At 48.9% G+C, this 13,589-nt stretch carries 14 protein-coding genes, 1 tRNA gene and 1 pseudogene; 10 read left to right on the top strand and 6 right to left on the bottom strand.

Annotated elements, in window-relative coordinates; genetic code table 11:
- Positions 1-507: 507 nt before the first annotated feature.
- From IQ219_RS08770 to IQ219_RS08755, 4 genes are all read left to right on the top strand, one after another.
- Complete coding sequence (locus IQ219_RS08770) at positions 508-1,548, top strand: glycosyltransferase family 2 protein (protein WP_194019960.1); 1,041 nt, start codon at positions 508-510, stop codon at positions 1,546-1,548.
- Between the two features lie 130 nt (positions 1,549-1,678).
- Positions 1,679-2,131 carry a PssD/Cps14F family polysaccharide biosynthesis glycosyltransferase gene (pssD, locus tag IQ219_RS08765; protein WP_194019961.1) on the top strand — a complete coding sequence of 151 codons (453 nt, stop codon included), beginning with the start codon at positions 1,679-1,681 and terminating at the stop codon, positions 2,129-2,131.
- A gap of 81 nt (positions 2,132-2,212) precedes the next feature.
- Positions 2,213-2,818, top strand: a complete 606-nt coding sequence (locus IQ219_RS08760; RefSeq protein WP_194072356.1) for a glycosyltransferase — start codon at positions 2,213-2,215, stop codon at positions 2,816-2,818.
- Positions 2,819-2,878: 60 nt separating this feature from the next.
- Positions 2,879-3,193 carry an STAS domain-containing protein gene (locus tag IQ219_RS08755; protein ID WP_194019963.1) on the top strand — a complete coding sequence of 105 codons (315 nt, stop codon included), beginning with the start codon at positions 2,879-2,881 and terminating at the stop codon, positions 3,191-3,193.
- 58 nt (positions 3,194-3,251) lie between these two features.
- Here IQ219_RS08755 and IQ219_RS08750 read toward each other — a convergent pair whose 3' ends face one another.
- Both IQ219_RS08750 and IQ219_RS08745 read right to left on the bottom strand, forming a co-directional pair.
- A complete protein-coding gene (locus IQ219_RS08750) occupies positions 3,252-5,009 on the bottom strand; it encodes an MASE1 domain-containing protein (protein WP_228016830.1) in 1,758 nt (585 codons plus the stop codon).
- A gap of 97 nt (positions 5,010-5,106) precedes the next feature.
- Positions 5,107-5,178: transfer RNA gene (locus IQ219_RS08745), tRNA-Thr, on the bottom strand.
- 61 nt (positions 5,179-5,239) lie between these two features.
- Here IQ219_RS08745 and pheA point away from each other — a divergent pair.
- The 4 genes from pheA (at position 5,240) to IQ219_RS08725 (ending at position 9,894) form a co-directional block, all read left to right on the top strand.
- Entirely contained in the window at positions 5,240-6,133 is an 894-nt protein-coding gene (gene pheA / locus IQ219_RS08740) for a prephenate dehydratase (RefSeq protein WP_194019964.1), read from the top strand.
- A 38-nt stretch (positions 6,134-6,171) separates the two neighbouring features.
- On the top strand, positions 6,172-6,834 hold the full coding sequence (nblB, locus tag IQ219_RS08735; protein WP_194019965.1) for a phycobilisome degradation protein NblB: 663 nt from the start codon (positions 6,172-6,174) through the stop codon (positions 6,832-6,834).
- Positions 6,835-6,879: 45 nt separating this feature from the next.
- Entirely contained in the window at positions 6,880-7,818 is a 939-nt protein-coding gene (locus tag IQ219_RS08730) for a glycosyltransferase family 2 protein (RefSeq protein ID WP_194072355.1), read from the top strand.
- A 312-nt stretch (positions 7,819-8,130) separates the two neighbouring features.
- Positions 8,131-9,894, top strand: coding sequence for a hypothetical protein (locus tag IQ219_RS08725; RefSeq protein ID WP_194072354.1), 1,764 nt, complete (start codon positions 8,131-8,133; stop codon positions 9,892-9,894).
- 89 nt (positions 9,895-9,983) lie between these two features.
- Here the strand turns inward: IQ219_RS08725 and IQ219_RS08720 are convergent, their stop codons facing one another.
- The gene (locus IQ219_RS08720; protein ID WP_190597612.1) at positions 9,984-10,589 is read right to left on the bottom strand and encodes a thylakoid membrane photosystem I accumulation factor; all 606 of its coding nucleotides are present in this window, start codon (positions 10,587-10,589) and stop codon (positions 9,984-9,986) included.
- Positions 10,590-10,645: 56 nt separating this feature from the next.
- On the opposite strand from IQ219_RS08720, the gene IQ219_RS08715 reads away from it, so the two are divergent.
- Positions 10,646-11,176 carry a J domain-containing protein gene (locus IQ219_RS08715; protein ID WP_194072353.1) on the top strand — a complete coding sequence of 177 codons (531 nt, stop codon included), beginning with the start codon at positions 10,646-10,648 and terminating at the stop codon, positions 11,174-11,176.
- 116 nt (positions 11,177-11,292) lie between these two features.
- A complete protein-coding gene (locus tag IQ219_RS08710) occupies positions 11,293-12,072 on the top strand; it encodes a tetratricopeptide repeat protein (RefSeq protein ID WP_194072352.1) in 780 nt (259 codons plus the stop codon).
- 38 nt (positions 12,073-12,110) lie between these two features.
- Here the strand turns inward: IQ219_RS08710 and IQ219_RS08705 are convergent, their stop codons facing one another.
- The 3 genes and pseudogenes from IQ219_RS08705 to IQ219_RS08695 all read right to left on the bottom strand — a co-directional run.
- On the bottom strand, positions 12,111-12,398 hold the full coding sequence (locus tag IQ219_RS08705; protein WP_194019987.1) for a DUF2288 domain-containing protein: 288 nt from the start codon (positions 12,396-12,398) through the stop codon (positions 12,111-12,113).
- A 124-nt stretch (positions 12,399-12,522) separates the two neighbouring features.
- Positions 12,523-13,167 (bottom strand): peptide-methionine (S)-S-oxide reductase MsrA, encoded by a 645-nt coding sequence (gene msrA, locus IQ219_RS08700; RefSeq protein ID WP_190597660.1) that lies wholly within the window; start codon positions 13,165-13,167, stop codon positions 12,523-12,525.
- 55 nt (positions 13,168-13,222) lie between these two features.
- Positions 13,223-13,589 (bottom strand): annotated as a pseudogene (locus tag IQ219_RS08695) (ArsA family ATPase); the annotation flags it as partial.

The raw sequence follows: 13,589 nt of genomic DNA, 5'->3' as shown, positions 1-13,589 counted from the left end.
ATTCCGACAGCCCATAATGCTCTTCTTTAAGGGCCATCAACAGTAGCGATCGGGTGACTCTATCGTCTTCAACCACAAGAACCTTAAAAGTGCGTTGCCCACCAGCCAGATCATCAGACAACATTATTGTGAATAAACCCTAAATTAACGAGAGATGATTGGGACCACTGCTTGCCTAAAGAAAAAATCCCACTATTGCCTGATTTTTCGGGAAAATAAAGCCCCACAGACCGCCAAAAATAGTTTCCGTGCTTGAGGAGGAGTGGTTTTGTCTTCGTTTCCTGCACGGGTTCGGCCCGGTAAACGGTGAGATAGGCTTGACGTACAGACTTTATTCTAACTATTTTGGGCAGGGCATTTCACCCCATTGGGTTAGACGTTTGGAACCGATTAATCAGAAGTTAGACAAATTTGCCCTGAAGTTAAACATTGGCGTCAACAGAAACGTAGATCCTCGTCCTCCATCATGGGAGTTATGGAAAACGTTTCGCCCCGAGGATGCCTACGATGAAACTGGTCTCTGTGATTATTCCCCTCCACAACACCGAAGCCTACATTGCCGATACAATTCGTTCTGTGCTGGCCCAAACCTATACCAATTTTGAACTCATAGTTGTGGATGATGAATCTAGCGATCAGAGTGCGGCGATCGTCCGTCAGTTCAAGGACCAACGGATTAAACTAATTCATCAGAAAAATCGGGGACTAGCGGGGTCGCGCAACACGGGAATTCGCCATGCCCAAGGGGAATATCTCGCTTTTTTAGATGCGGATGACCTCTGGTTACCAGAAAAATTGGCCAGCCACGTTGAACATCTAGACCAAAATCCCCACATTGGGGTAAGTTTTAGCCGTTCTTCCTTCATTGATGGTCAAGGTCAACCCTTGGGAATCCATCAAATGCCCAAGTTAAAAAACATTGATGCCGGCCATCTCCTCTGCCGTAATCCCGTGGGCAACGGTTCCGCTCCAGTGATCCGTCGCCAGGTATTGAATGATATTAGTTTTTTGGACGATCGCCATGGTTTTCCCGAGTTCTGTTACTTTGACGAAGCGTTCCGGTTGCGGTCAGAAGACATTGAGTGTTGGATTCGCATTGCTATCGTGACCGACTGGGTAATAGAAGGCATTCCCGCTGCGTTGACTCTCTACCGTGTCAATAATCAAGGACTGTCGGCGGATGTGGAGTTACAATTCCAGTCCTGGCTCCAGGTAATGGAAAAAACTGCCCAGTATGCACCAGCATTGGTGGCCCGATGGGGCAAACCGGCCAAGGCTTATCAACTGCGTTACCTGGCTCGGCGGGCAGTGCGTTTCCAAGACACAGACCATGCTCTGAATTTATTAGGCCAGGCCCTCAGCACCCATTGGCAAATTATTCTGGTGGAACCCCGTCGCACCGGCCTGACCATTGCCGCTGCCTGTTTGCTCAAAATCTGTCCCCCTACTTTTTATCAATCCATCGAGGCGATCGCCATTAAAGTTACCGGAGCTCTGCAGGCCAGAAAAATTGAACGGGAAGCCAACGCTTCGTCCCAACTGGCCTAGGGAATTTACTAGGAATTTCATCAAAAGCATTAGGTTAGACAATTACGTAAACACGACTGTAAACATGCCCCCCTCATACTGAAAATTAAGGAAAACGGGGTATGCCCCCACCATCAATGGGATGCAGACAATGAAACTTTTACTGATTAGCTCCAGCGGCGGCCACTTCAATGCCCTATGTCAACTGACTTCCTTCTGGCAAAACCACGATCGCCAATGGGTCACCTTCCCCACCGCCACCACCCGCAACTACCTCGCCCAGGAAGAAGTCCATTGGGCCTTTGGCCCCACCAACCGAAATTTGCCCAACCTCTGCCGCAATCTGGGTTTAGCTGTCCGCATTATCTATCAGGAACGGCCGGACATGGTGATCACCACTGGGGCCGGGGTAGCGGTGCCCTTCCTTTTATTCGCCAAACTGTTGGGCATTAAAACTATTTTTATTGAATCTTTCACCAGGGTTAATGACCTCAGCCTCTCTGCCAAATTAATTCTGCCCTGTATTGATGTGCTTTATGTGCAGTGGAAACAGTTACAACAGCGTTATCCCCAAGCTAAGTTAATCGAAGTTTTAGCCCAGTAAATAGCAATAATCTGATTATTTTTGCATCTTTTCTATTTAAATTTACTAAACCTAACACCCTTCTCAAACTCCAATAAAACCATGATTTTAATTACCGTCGGTACAGAAAAATTTCCCTTCAACCGCCTCCTGCAATGGATTGATTATCTAATTCAACAGCAGTTTATTGATCCCCAACAAGAAAAAGTACTAATTCAATACGGCAGTTGTACATTTCTGCCCCAAGGGGGAGAAAAATATAAAGTTTTGGCAGAAGCAGATTTTAAAACCATGCTAGACCAGGCCCGGCTAATTATTTCCCACTGTGGAGAAGGCAGTTTCGATATTCTCGCCAAACTAAACAAACCCTTTATTTTGGTTCCCCGTAGCCATGGGTTCGATGAACATGTGGACAACCATCAAGTGGAACTGGCCCAAGCCTTAGCCGAAAAGGGAGTGCCCATTGCCTATACCCCCGGTGATTTGGTGCGGTTTCTGGCCAATCCTGTCCATGTTATCGTCCCGGCCCCCAGTCATTACTACGCCCAGGCTAGTCAGTGGTTAACCCAGACAGCCCAGACCACTCACTCACCTCGCAGAAGTTCTGTTTACCCAGGCTGGATCAATGCTGTAGTCGAATTTGCTAAGGGCCTGGCCCGTCGTCTGCCAGGGTTGGCCCAGGAAGACCAATGTTTTTCTCCAAGGTAATCTGCCGATAACTCGTCATCCCCTCCCTAACCATATTGTTCACCTTACCAACACTCCACTATGAATACTTCCTCCTTAGCCCCGGTCCCTGACCAACTAGAAATTGTTAATCAACCAATCTATTGCCCGTCGGAGCACATTGCCCCCCACGAAATGTTCGACTGGATTCACCATGCCCCTTTCTCCACATTGATTGTTGATTTGGGACAGGTAAAAACTATCCATAGCAATTTACTGATGGTCCTAGCCAAAGCCCAGCATCAGGCAAGAAAAATCAGCAAAACCATTGCCCTGACTTCCGTTTCCCCAGAATGGAAAATTGTCCTGGAGATTTCCAAACTGGATGGTCTATTTCCAATCTTGTCGTCGTTGTAAGGCCAGTTATTATTCACATTCAACCAATTCTCAACTGGGGCGGTAATATGGCGTTGATTCACTCCTCGGCATAGTTGAAGAGAAAATATTGATTCCTGCCTGCCTGTTTGGCGCAATATAAAGCTTGGTCTGCTTGTTTAAGCAGTGTTTCCTTGTCACCTTCAAATTCAGAATGGGCCACAGCAATGCCAATACTACAGGTGACATTGGCGACCGAATCCACTGCTTGGTGGGGAATACCTGGGGTTTGCAGGGCAGTTTTAATTCTTTGGGCAATGGCGATCGCCCCGAGTTGGTCTACTTCCGGCAATACTAGGACAAATTCCTCGCCGCCGCAACGGGCGACAAAATCAGACCCTGGTTGACGGATGCAACTTTGCAATATTTGGGCAATCTCCGTGAGACAAATATCTCCCTGGCAGTGGCCATAGTGGTCGTTATAGAGTTTGAAATGGTCCACATCCACCATCATCACTGTTAAGCGCTGGCCCCTCTGGAGGAAAATTTGCCATTCGGCGGCAAATTGTTGTTCAAAGTAACGACGGTTAGGGATATGGGTCAGGCCATCAATGTGGGCTAGTTTATTGAGTTCAACATTGGCCAATTCCAAGGATTTGTTAACGGCGGTCAATTTGTCAGTTCTTTTCTGCACTTCATTTTCTAAATTTTTTACTGCTTGGTAGAGGGATTGTTGGGCAATTCTCTTTTCTTGAATAATGGCGGAGAAAAATAATGCTGTCATGGAAATCACCGCCGTAAACATCTGTAGGAATATTACCGAATTATTGCCGGAGTCATAGTTGAACACACCTTGACCTTGGGCAGTGGCAAAAATAGCAAAAAAAGCGAAAAATGCCACAAAAACACTAGCAAAGAAGTCGCCAAAATGAAAAACCACAAATAGAATTAGTGGCAAAAACATGTAGGCGAGTGGGTAGGATTTATAAAACGATAAAAACCAGACTAAAACGGATAAAGCAATGGAAATAATTAATTTATTATTGAATATATGATGACGACGAAAACGATAAAAGCGAATATTAATTAACACCGGCGTGAAGACAATAATTGCCAGCACGCTATTAGACCACCAAGTTATCCAAGAGTAGAGAAAGTTTTCCTTGGCAACAATGCCCAAACACAGCAGCGTGGTAACACCAATAACCGCTGACAAAAACGGACCAATGACAGCCCCCTGGACAAAAGCAATGGTGGTGGAAACCCTTTGGAATGGATTGAGGACGGCCAATGGTTCTCGTATACTCTCACTGTCCTTGATAATAGGGAACGATTCCCTTTGGGCTAAGGACCTCAGTTTTCTTTTTAGCCATAGATCCCCCACAAAGGGTTGAAGAATATTGGCAAAAGCAAAGGCTGTTTCTAGCATCAGAAATTGAGCAATGCTGGGGGGGGGATCAAAGGTAGAAAATACTGAAACTAAACCTAACACTGAGCCAAGAATAATACCTGGGGTGACCCAATGGCCGAAGTGAAAAAACACTCCAAAGGTAAGGGCAGAGGGAAACCAAACGGGGGTAATTCTTCCCGGTAATAGGGTGCTAACTAGCTGATCACTTAGCTTAATGCCTACAACATAAAACAGAGCTACCAGAAGATTTAAGAGAATATTATGAAGCAGAGGACTCTGCAAAAAACTCGCACTGCCACTGCCCTTAATCCAGCGGACTAGTTCACGATGGTGGATGGGAAACCAGTAACCCTGTTTATCCATAATTGCACTGCCCCCACAGCTTAAAATTTCCCGATGCTTCAGTGTGCCAATCTGTCGATAGCTTTGCAGTATAGCGTCCGACATTGGAGTAAGTATAGGCTTAATTGCCTAGACTTTTTATTTGTGCTAAAAAGGACCGGGGCGAACTGGGAAAAGTTGTGCTGGCAAAATATAAAGATGAAGCCGAAGATGGGATTTGAACCCACGACCAACTGATTACGAATCAGCTACTCTACCACTGAGCTACTTCGGCACGACCTAATTCCTCTGCAAAATGATAACATTTTCTGTACCAGCTTTCCTGGGGAGAATTTATGCCGCCATTGGTCGTTGCACATTTGGGGCCAAGGGGAACCAACACGGAAACCGTCGCCCTGGTTTATGGGGAACAATATCAGGGGCGCACTGGGCAGGAGGTGAAATTTTTGCCCTGTCCTAGCATTGGTAAAACCCTGGAGGCGGCGGCCCAAGGCTTAGTAGATGTGGCGATCGTGCCGGTGGAAAATTCGACGGAAGGGGGCATTGCCATTACCTTGGATGGCCTTTGGGCGGCGGAAAATTTGAAGATACAACAGGAATTGGTGCTGCCCATCACCCATGTTTTGCTCAGCCGGGGGAAACTTTTAGTAGATTTAACTAGGGTTGTGTCCCATCCCCAGGCCTTGGGGCAATGCCAGAAATGGTTGAGCGCCCATCTTCCCCAGGTGAGTTTAGTGCCGGCCAACTCCACCACCGAAGCGATTCAGATTATTGGCGATGATCCCACAGCAGCGGCGATCGCCTCTCCCAGGGCCGCCACCCTCTTTGATCTCCCTGTACTACACACAGACATTCAAGATTACCCCGACAATTGCACCCGCTTTTGGGCGATCGGGGCGGAGGGCCATTTAACAGGGAGCCATACCACCCTGGCGTTTAGTGTGCCCCGCAATGTGCCAGGGGCCTTGGTTACCCCTTTGCAACTCCTAGCCCAGAGAAAAATTAACCTCAGCCGCATCGAGTCCCGCCCCACGAAGCGATCCTTGGGGGAATATGTCTTCTTTATGGACTTGGAAGCTAGCCAAACGGAACCCAGACTCCAAGAAGCTTTAGAAAGACTAAAACAATACACGGAAGTGCTAAAAATTTTTGGCAGCTACCCCACAAAAGTCCTACAATTGGCCGACCTCCAGCATTTCCACCCACCGGGTTGGCCTAGTCCCTTGTAACCATAGCCCTTTGTTGATTTTTCCAATTCTTGTTGTTTATGAGTGATCCCGTCGCCTCCATCAAAGCACTACTTGATTCAGAAAGTTTCAGTGATAAAGTCCGGGGTTTGAATCAACTGCGGGCCCTGGAGCCAGCCCAAGCATTTCCCCTGCTGAAACCTTTGGTCAACGATGCCAATCCTCGCATCCGCTATGCCGCTGTTAGCCAACTGGATCCGGTGGGTAATGCTGATTTGGAACAATCATTGCAACTGCTGCGCGATCGCCTGTTTAACGATCCAGAAATTGACGTGCAATCGGTGGCGGCGGATGTGATCGGAGGGCTGAAATTAACCGCAGCCTATCCCGACCTGAAAAAAGCCTATGAAGAAACCCCGGAATGGCTCCTACAAATGAGTATTGTGGCCACCCTGGGGGAAATGGGGGATAGCCGGGGCTTCGACCTGCTCAAAATTGCCCTCAGCTCGGAAAATAGCTTAATTCGCACTGCGGCCATTAGCGCCTTGGGGGAACTGGGTAACCCCGATGCCTTTCCCCTGTTGGTGCCCCTAGCCCAGGACGAAGACTGGCAAGTGCGCTATCGGTTGGCCCTGGCGGTGGGTCATCTGGAGCATCCCGATCGCCAAAGTTTACTGCAACAGCTAGCCCAGGATAAGGCAGAACAAGTGGCCAGCACAGCCCGGGAATTATTGGCCGCCTAGGCTGGGTTAAGCTGGAAAGTCCCTTGAACATGCCTGGGTTTATTTATGTTTTTCAGTGTTGTCATTCCCACCTATAACCGTTTGCCGATCCTGGAAAAATGCCTGCGGGCCCTGGAAAAACAGACCTTTAATCAAGACTTAATCGCAGGCTATGAAATCGTGGTGGTGGATGACGGCTCCACCGATGGCACCCTAGCTTGGCTGGCAGAACATCGCCAGGAATTGCCCCACGTACGGCCATGGGAGCAGGATCACCAGGGTCCCGCCGCCGCCCGTAACCTGGGAGTGAAGCAGGCCCAGGGGGACACCATCATTTTTATTGACAGTGATTTGGTGGTGACGGAGGTCTTTCTCCAAGCCCACGCTGAAGGTTTACAACGGGGCAAAGCACAATACAACTCGGATCGGGTTTTTACCTATGGGGCTGTGGTCAATACCTGTAACTTTGACTCTCCCGAATCGGAGCCCTATAAACTAACCGATTATTCCGCCGCTTTCTTTGCCACCGGCAACGTGGCGATCGCCAAGCAATGGTTACTAGAAGCAGGTTTATTCGACACCGGCTTTCACCTGTACGGCTGGGAAGATTTGGAATTGGGAGTCAGACTGAAAAATTTAGGACTCAAACTCGTTAAATGCCCCCGGGCAGTGGGTTACCATTGGCATCCTCCCTTTAGCCTGCAACAAATCCCCAAATTGATTGACCAGGAAGTACAAAGGGGACGCATGGGGGTTTTGTTCTACCAAAAACATCCCACCTGGGAAGTGCGGCTGATGATCCAAATGACTAGGCTCCATTGGTTGCTGTGGGGATTACTTTCCTTGGGAGGACGCTTGAATGAAAAAACAATGGCTCCTGTCCTCCAATGGCTCATTGACCATGGTCGACCCCAACTAGCCCTAGAGATCGCCCGAATTTTCCTCAATTGGTATAACGTCCAAGGGGTATATGCCGCCTTTGCAGAAAGCCAAAGCTCCCATTAAAACAGGTTGAAGCCCTGCAAATCTGATGGGTTTAGTTGGATTTATGGGCAGAATATCAACAATTTTTCCCCGACTTACAAGGTTAATTCTTAAGAAATTTTGACTTAGGGGCACCGCTTTCCCAAAATTCCCTATCATTTAAGCTAATCCTGCTCATTCAATTTAGTTACACACTGTTACAGTGAATTGAGTCTTTTAGCTCAATAAAGGCTGCTTTTCCCCGTTGGTCAACCGGACTAACAACCCGTTACTGCTGAGCTCCTTGGTCAGAATGGGTATTTTCTAACTTAACTGTCACTTTGGAGACATTACATGGAAACTTTATCTTTGGTGTTGGGGGTAATCATCGGGCTAGTCGTTGGTTTTGCCGGTACCTATTTCACCCTGGTTACCAAACTTCAGAAAAAGTTGGATAGCACTAAAAGCAAATTGGGCCGTGCCAAAAGTGCCAGCGAAGATACCGAAACGCTCCAATTTCAGTTGGAGGCTCAAAAGGGAGAAACCCAAGCCCTCCAAGCTAGACTGGAGTCCCTGGAGTCCAACCATCGTAACCAGCTAGATGACCTCCAAGCAACCCAAGCAGCAGCCCTAGCCCAGTTGACGGCGGAAAAAACAGCCCTAGAAGATGAGCTTAATTCCCTCAGGGAAAGCGGGCCCGCAGAGGGACAGTGGCCCCCCGACCAAAGCGATGAAGTTGTCGCTCTCCAAGCTCAGTTACTGGCCATGGAGCAGGAACACCAAGCCACAGTCCAGGCTCTGCAGAACCAATACCAAGCTGAAATTGAGGCCCTCCAGCAGTCTTCTCCCCCAGCACCGGAACCCTTGACGGAGGATTTTGCTCCCCCGGCGATCGCCGAATTTACGGAAACCCCAGAGGCCGAATTTGTGCCGGCGGCCGAACCCGTCGCAGAATTCATGGAGGCCACCGTTGCCGAAGAAACAGCCCCGGATCAGGAAGAAAACTGGGTTGATGACTACGCCACTGCGGAACTAGAAGTAGAGCCCCTAGACCAACAGGAGCAACCAGGGGAACCGATGGCGGAGGAGGAAGGTTTTTCTCCCTTTGATGCCCCTCCCACTGAAACCACCGACACAGAAGCGGAAGCCGACTTAGAAAATTGGGTTGATGCTCCCGCTGAAGCCGACTCCTTCGAATCCTTTGATGGCGACCAAGTAGAAGCTTCCCTGCCGGATATGGATTTTGGCGAGGGGGAACAAAATCTTGGCCCAATGGATTTAGAAACCGAATTACCAGACATCAGCGAGGAGGGCATTACCGACCCCGGACAGCAATCAGCAGAGCTATTTGGCGAAGAAACCCTAGAAGCGGCGGCAACGGAACAAAGTGATGACCAATTTCTAGCCGAATTGAGTGGCGAAGAATCAACGCCAGAACTCCCTTTATTCACCGAGACGCCGGCGGAAACCCTGGGGGAATTGGAAGACTTCGGTGAAGATCTTTCCTTTACACCCGACTCCGGTGATGACTTGAATTTGTCTGAAGATTTACTGGCCAGTCTGGATACAGGCAGCCCGATCCCTGAGCTAAACACTGAAGAAATTCTGCCGGGGGAAGGAGATGCTGAGGCCGATGACCTTGACTTTCTCTTGGAATTACAAACAGAGGATGCAGAGCTTTTCCCTGGGCAGAATGAAGATGAGTTCCTACCGGAATTTTCCAACGAGGAGCCCATCAGCGCCGGTTTTGCCAGCATGGAAATATTAGCTGAAGGGAGTGGCGATTTTCCAGACCTGTTGGAGGCCAACCCGGAAACCCATGGGGGAGATCCTTTCGTTAATATTTTGGATGAAGACCCTAATTCCTCTGACAACGATCTACTGGCCCTACTGCAAATCGATGAAAGCAGTGCAGACCAAGCTAAGTTACACCAGGGCGACGATGACGATCTTTTTCCCGGTTTAGCGGATATGCTCGGCGAAGACCCCTCCAGTGGCAGCGGCGAATTGGATGATCTGGATGCCCTGTTGGGTGATACTAGTTCTTCCGGCGGCGATGCTGGAACTTCAGTTTCCCTGGACGATTTTGACTTCGGCTCTAGCGATCACGATCCCTAAAATTTTTCCCCAACTTTACTCGTAAAAAATTGACCATAAAGCGGATAAACCCAGTGGGCCTATCCGTTTTTTTTGGCCGGGATAATTGGTTAATCAACTAATTCGCTATTAAATTCGTTGTAGGTGCGCTGTTTGAGCTCAACGGACTCCGACCGGGGCAACAGATCAAACAGATCCCGCAGCACATCATCCACCACTTCAAATTTCAGCACCCCTTGGGCATCAAATATTTTTTTGCCGTTTTTATCTAGGATCACCGTTTGGGGAACCCCACCGCTGTAATAGTAACCAGGTTCATCTCGACGGAAACGTTTTTGATCGGGAATACCATCAACAGATACGGGGATAATGCTAGCGACCCGGCCGTAAAATTCCTGCATGCGGGAAACAATGAAGGCATATTGTTTGCAATCTTTACTGTCATCGAGGTAGTAAACCAAAATGACTGGTAACTCACGCTCAAAGGATTCTTTCAAATTTAAGCGGGGCGGCACCAGGGAACCATTGCCAGCATAAACGACAAAAATGTTGCCATCGTAACGGTCATCTTCCAAAGCGGCGATCGCCGTACCGTGATCGGCCAAGGACAAAGGCAGAGTGCCCCAAAGGCCCAACAGTAGAACAGTAAAAGTAAAGGTAACTACGAGAAAGCGGCGACAACGGGCCAGCCAAGGCAAACACACAGACATAATCATCGTGGAAAAAACTCAGTCTAAAATAGGGCAAAGCCTTTTCCAATGTAAACTTTCCCGTGTCTTCTAATTCCTATTCCAGCCAATCTCGACCCAGGCCAGGAGGATTTCCTTCCCCTTTTGCGGATAGCTATTACGGTGTGTTGGAACTGCACCCCGCCGCTTCCCCGGTGGCCATCCGTCGAGCCTATCGGGAGTTGAGCAAGCGTTACCATCCAGACACTACCCTGTTGGCCCCGGACATTGCCACGGTCAAATTCCAGCGCTTGAATGAGGCTTACGCTGTTTTAAGCAATCCCGATCGCCGTTCTGTGTATGATTTGCAAATCGGCTATTCCCGGTGGAATGTAATTCAAGTACCGCCGGATCAACCCCAGGGGCAAAATTCAGCAACATCGACAACCCTAGGGAAAAATTCAGCCTACTTGGATGCCAGCGATCGCCCATTGTCGGCGGGGGAGTTTTTTGCTTTGGCTCTGTTGGGTTTAACTTTAGGGGGTTGTTTAGCCTTGGCCCTGTTGATTGCCTGGCTGAGGGGAGATCCTTTGGTGATTCCCAGCTTGTTACCATGGTTTATCAACCTGGGATAAGGGAGTTTAATTACAACCCAAACTGATCCCATTGTCCCTGACGGGTAGACTGTCCTGATCCAGGCCAACCGAAGGCTCCATCCCCCATTGATCTGAAGTTAATTTTAAAAAATCCTATGGCATCCTCCCATCTTTTTTCCTGGCCCCAACGCTTCACTGTCATGGCTTTGACCGTTGCCTGGGGCCTGAGCTTGCCGGTGTTGGCCCAAACCAAGTCGGCGGTGCAATGGTACAACGATGGGGTCGATAAATTGGCGGCCCAAAATTTCTCCGGGGCGATCGCCGATTTTACCGAATCGATCAAACTTAATGACCAGGATGCCGATGCTTATTACAACCGGGGCTATGCCAAACACGTTTTGGGACAGTACCAAGCGGCCATTACGGACTACAACCAGGCTATTAGTTTAAATCCCCAATTTGCCTATGCCCTAGGTAACCGCTGTTACGCCTATTTTTTATTGAGTCAGTACGACAAAGCCATTGAAGATTGCAGTAATGCCATCGAAATTAACGCCAATTACGCAGATTTCTACGTTTATCGGGGTAATTCCCAGTCACAGTTAGGCAATGAAGCCACGGCGATCGCCGACTATAACGACGCCATCCGTATTAATGCCCAGCATGCCAATGCCTATTACAATCGGGCCCTGACCTATAACCGTCTCAAGCAAGACAAACAGGCCCTGGCGGACTATAACCAAACTATCCAGTTGGATCCCAATGCGGCTGAAGCCTATTTCAACCGGGGCTTAACCCAATACCGTTTGGGGGATGAACCGAAGGCGATCGCCGATCTGACCAAGGCGGCCTCGTTGTTCAGTGCCCAGGGTAAAGGGGACATGGCCCAAAAAGCGGAAGCTATCCTCACCCAAATCCGAGCCATTGAGGCTTAGCTTGTACTCTTGAGAATCTGTGACCAAAACTCGTCAATTCAACAGGCTTGCACTAACACATAGGGTTGAACAATTAGGGTTTGAAATTCCCGTTCTGGTTGATCATTCCAATCGGTTAATTCCTGCTCGGTGGGTTTATGGATCAGTAATTCACTAATCCAATGATTGACTTGGTTAACTTCATCCTTGGCGATCGCCAGACCAACGGAAAGCAAATCTAAACTACCATCCACCACAATCACCGCATCTCTTTTGGCGTGGGGAATGATGGTGCCCCAATCCATGGGGGCCAATTCTTCTTGTAACTGTTTTTGAATATCGGTCATTGATTTTGGATCAATAATGTCTGTCGGTATTTTGCCAATTGTTAGCATTTATTAAATTGGGCAAGGCTATCGTCCTAGGCTCTCTCTAAGCACAAGCAAGCATTAGTCTAAAGTTTACTAACCCCTAACTTTGGGGTTTTAACTTATCGCTGTACTGCTGGCGAAATTTACGCAGTTTGGGCAAATCGTGGACTAACACATAGGGATGGGCTGGGTTACGTTGGACAAAATCTTGGTGGTAGTCCTCCGCCGGATAAAAAGCGTCAAAATCATTCACCTCCGTGGCGATCGCCTGGTCAAAGGCCTGACTTTCTTCTAGCTGGTCAATGTAGGCTTGGGCCACCTGCTTTTGTTCGGGAGTGGTGGCAAAAATGGCCGAACGATACTGACGACCCTGGTCTACCCCCTGGCGATTAACTTGGGTGGGGTCGTGGCCAACGGAAAAGAAAATTTTCAACAGTTCGCCGTAACTTACCTGGGCGGGGTCGTAAACGATTTCAATGGATTCCGCATGGTCAGTGCCGCCGCCGCTCACCCTGGCATAGTTGGCCGTCGCCTCAGTACCGCCGCTGTAGCCCGTTCGTACATCCGTAACCCCCCGTACTTCCTCGAACATGGCTTCCAGACCCCAAAAACAGCCCCCGGCAAAAATAGCCCTTTCGGTTCCGTTGTTGGGACTAGATACCAGAGCCGTATCCACCACTGGATCGGGGATGACCTTAGAAAAAGGATTGATTAAGTAACTACCCACGGCGATCGCCACCCCCACCAGGGCCAGGGTGAACCAGAATCTACGCCGACGCAGAGATTGAGCCAGATTGACACTAAAAACTAACAATTAAATAACCTCCTTGGAATTTGGCCCCGGCCACCGCTTTGCCCCGTAAGTTACCGGGTAGGTCAATGTTGCGCCGTTGATCCCCCGCTTCAATGGTCAATTCTGGTCCCGACTGGGTTAACTTCACCTGGCGCTTATCAAAGCCGGGCAAAAATATCTTTACTTGCCGGGCATTAACGTCAATTTCCAACGGTCGGGGGGCAGACCCCATGGCCTGGGGATTAGGTAACGCATCCATGAGAGGTTGCCAATTACCTTGGCTATAGGTAGGTAAAGCTGCAACGGTCAACGGATTAAACAGACTGGCATCCACACTGCCGTTGCCCAGGGGAGTTTGAATCACTCCCTTGACC

It is taken from the genome of Synechocystis sp. LEGE 06083 (assembly GCF_015207725.1).
Classification (GTDB): Bacteria; Cyanobacteriota; Cyanobacteriia; order Cyanobacteriales; family Microcystaceae; genus Synechocystis; species Synechocystis salina.
The sequence above is the reverse complement of the archived record's forward strand: the minus strand, read 5'-3'. Positions and strand labels throughout refer to the sequence as shown.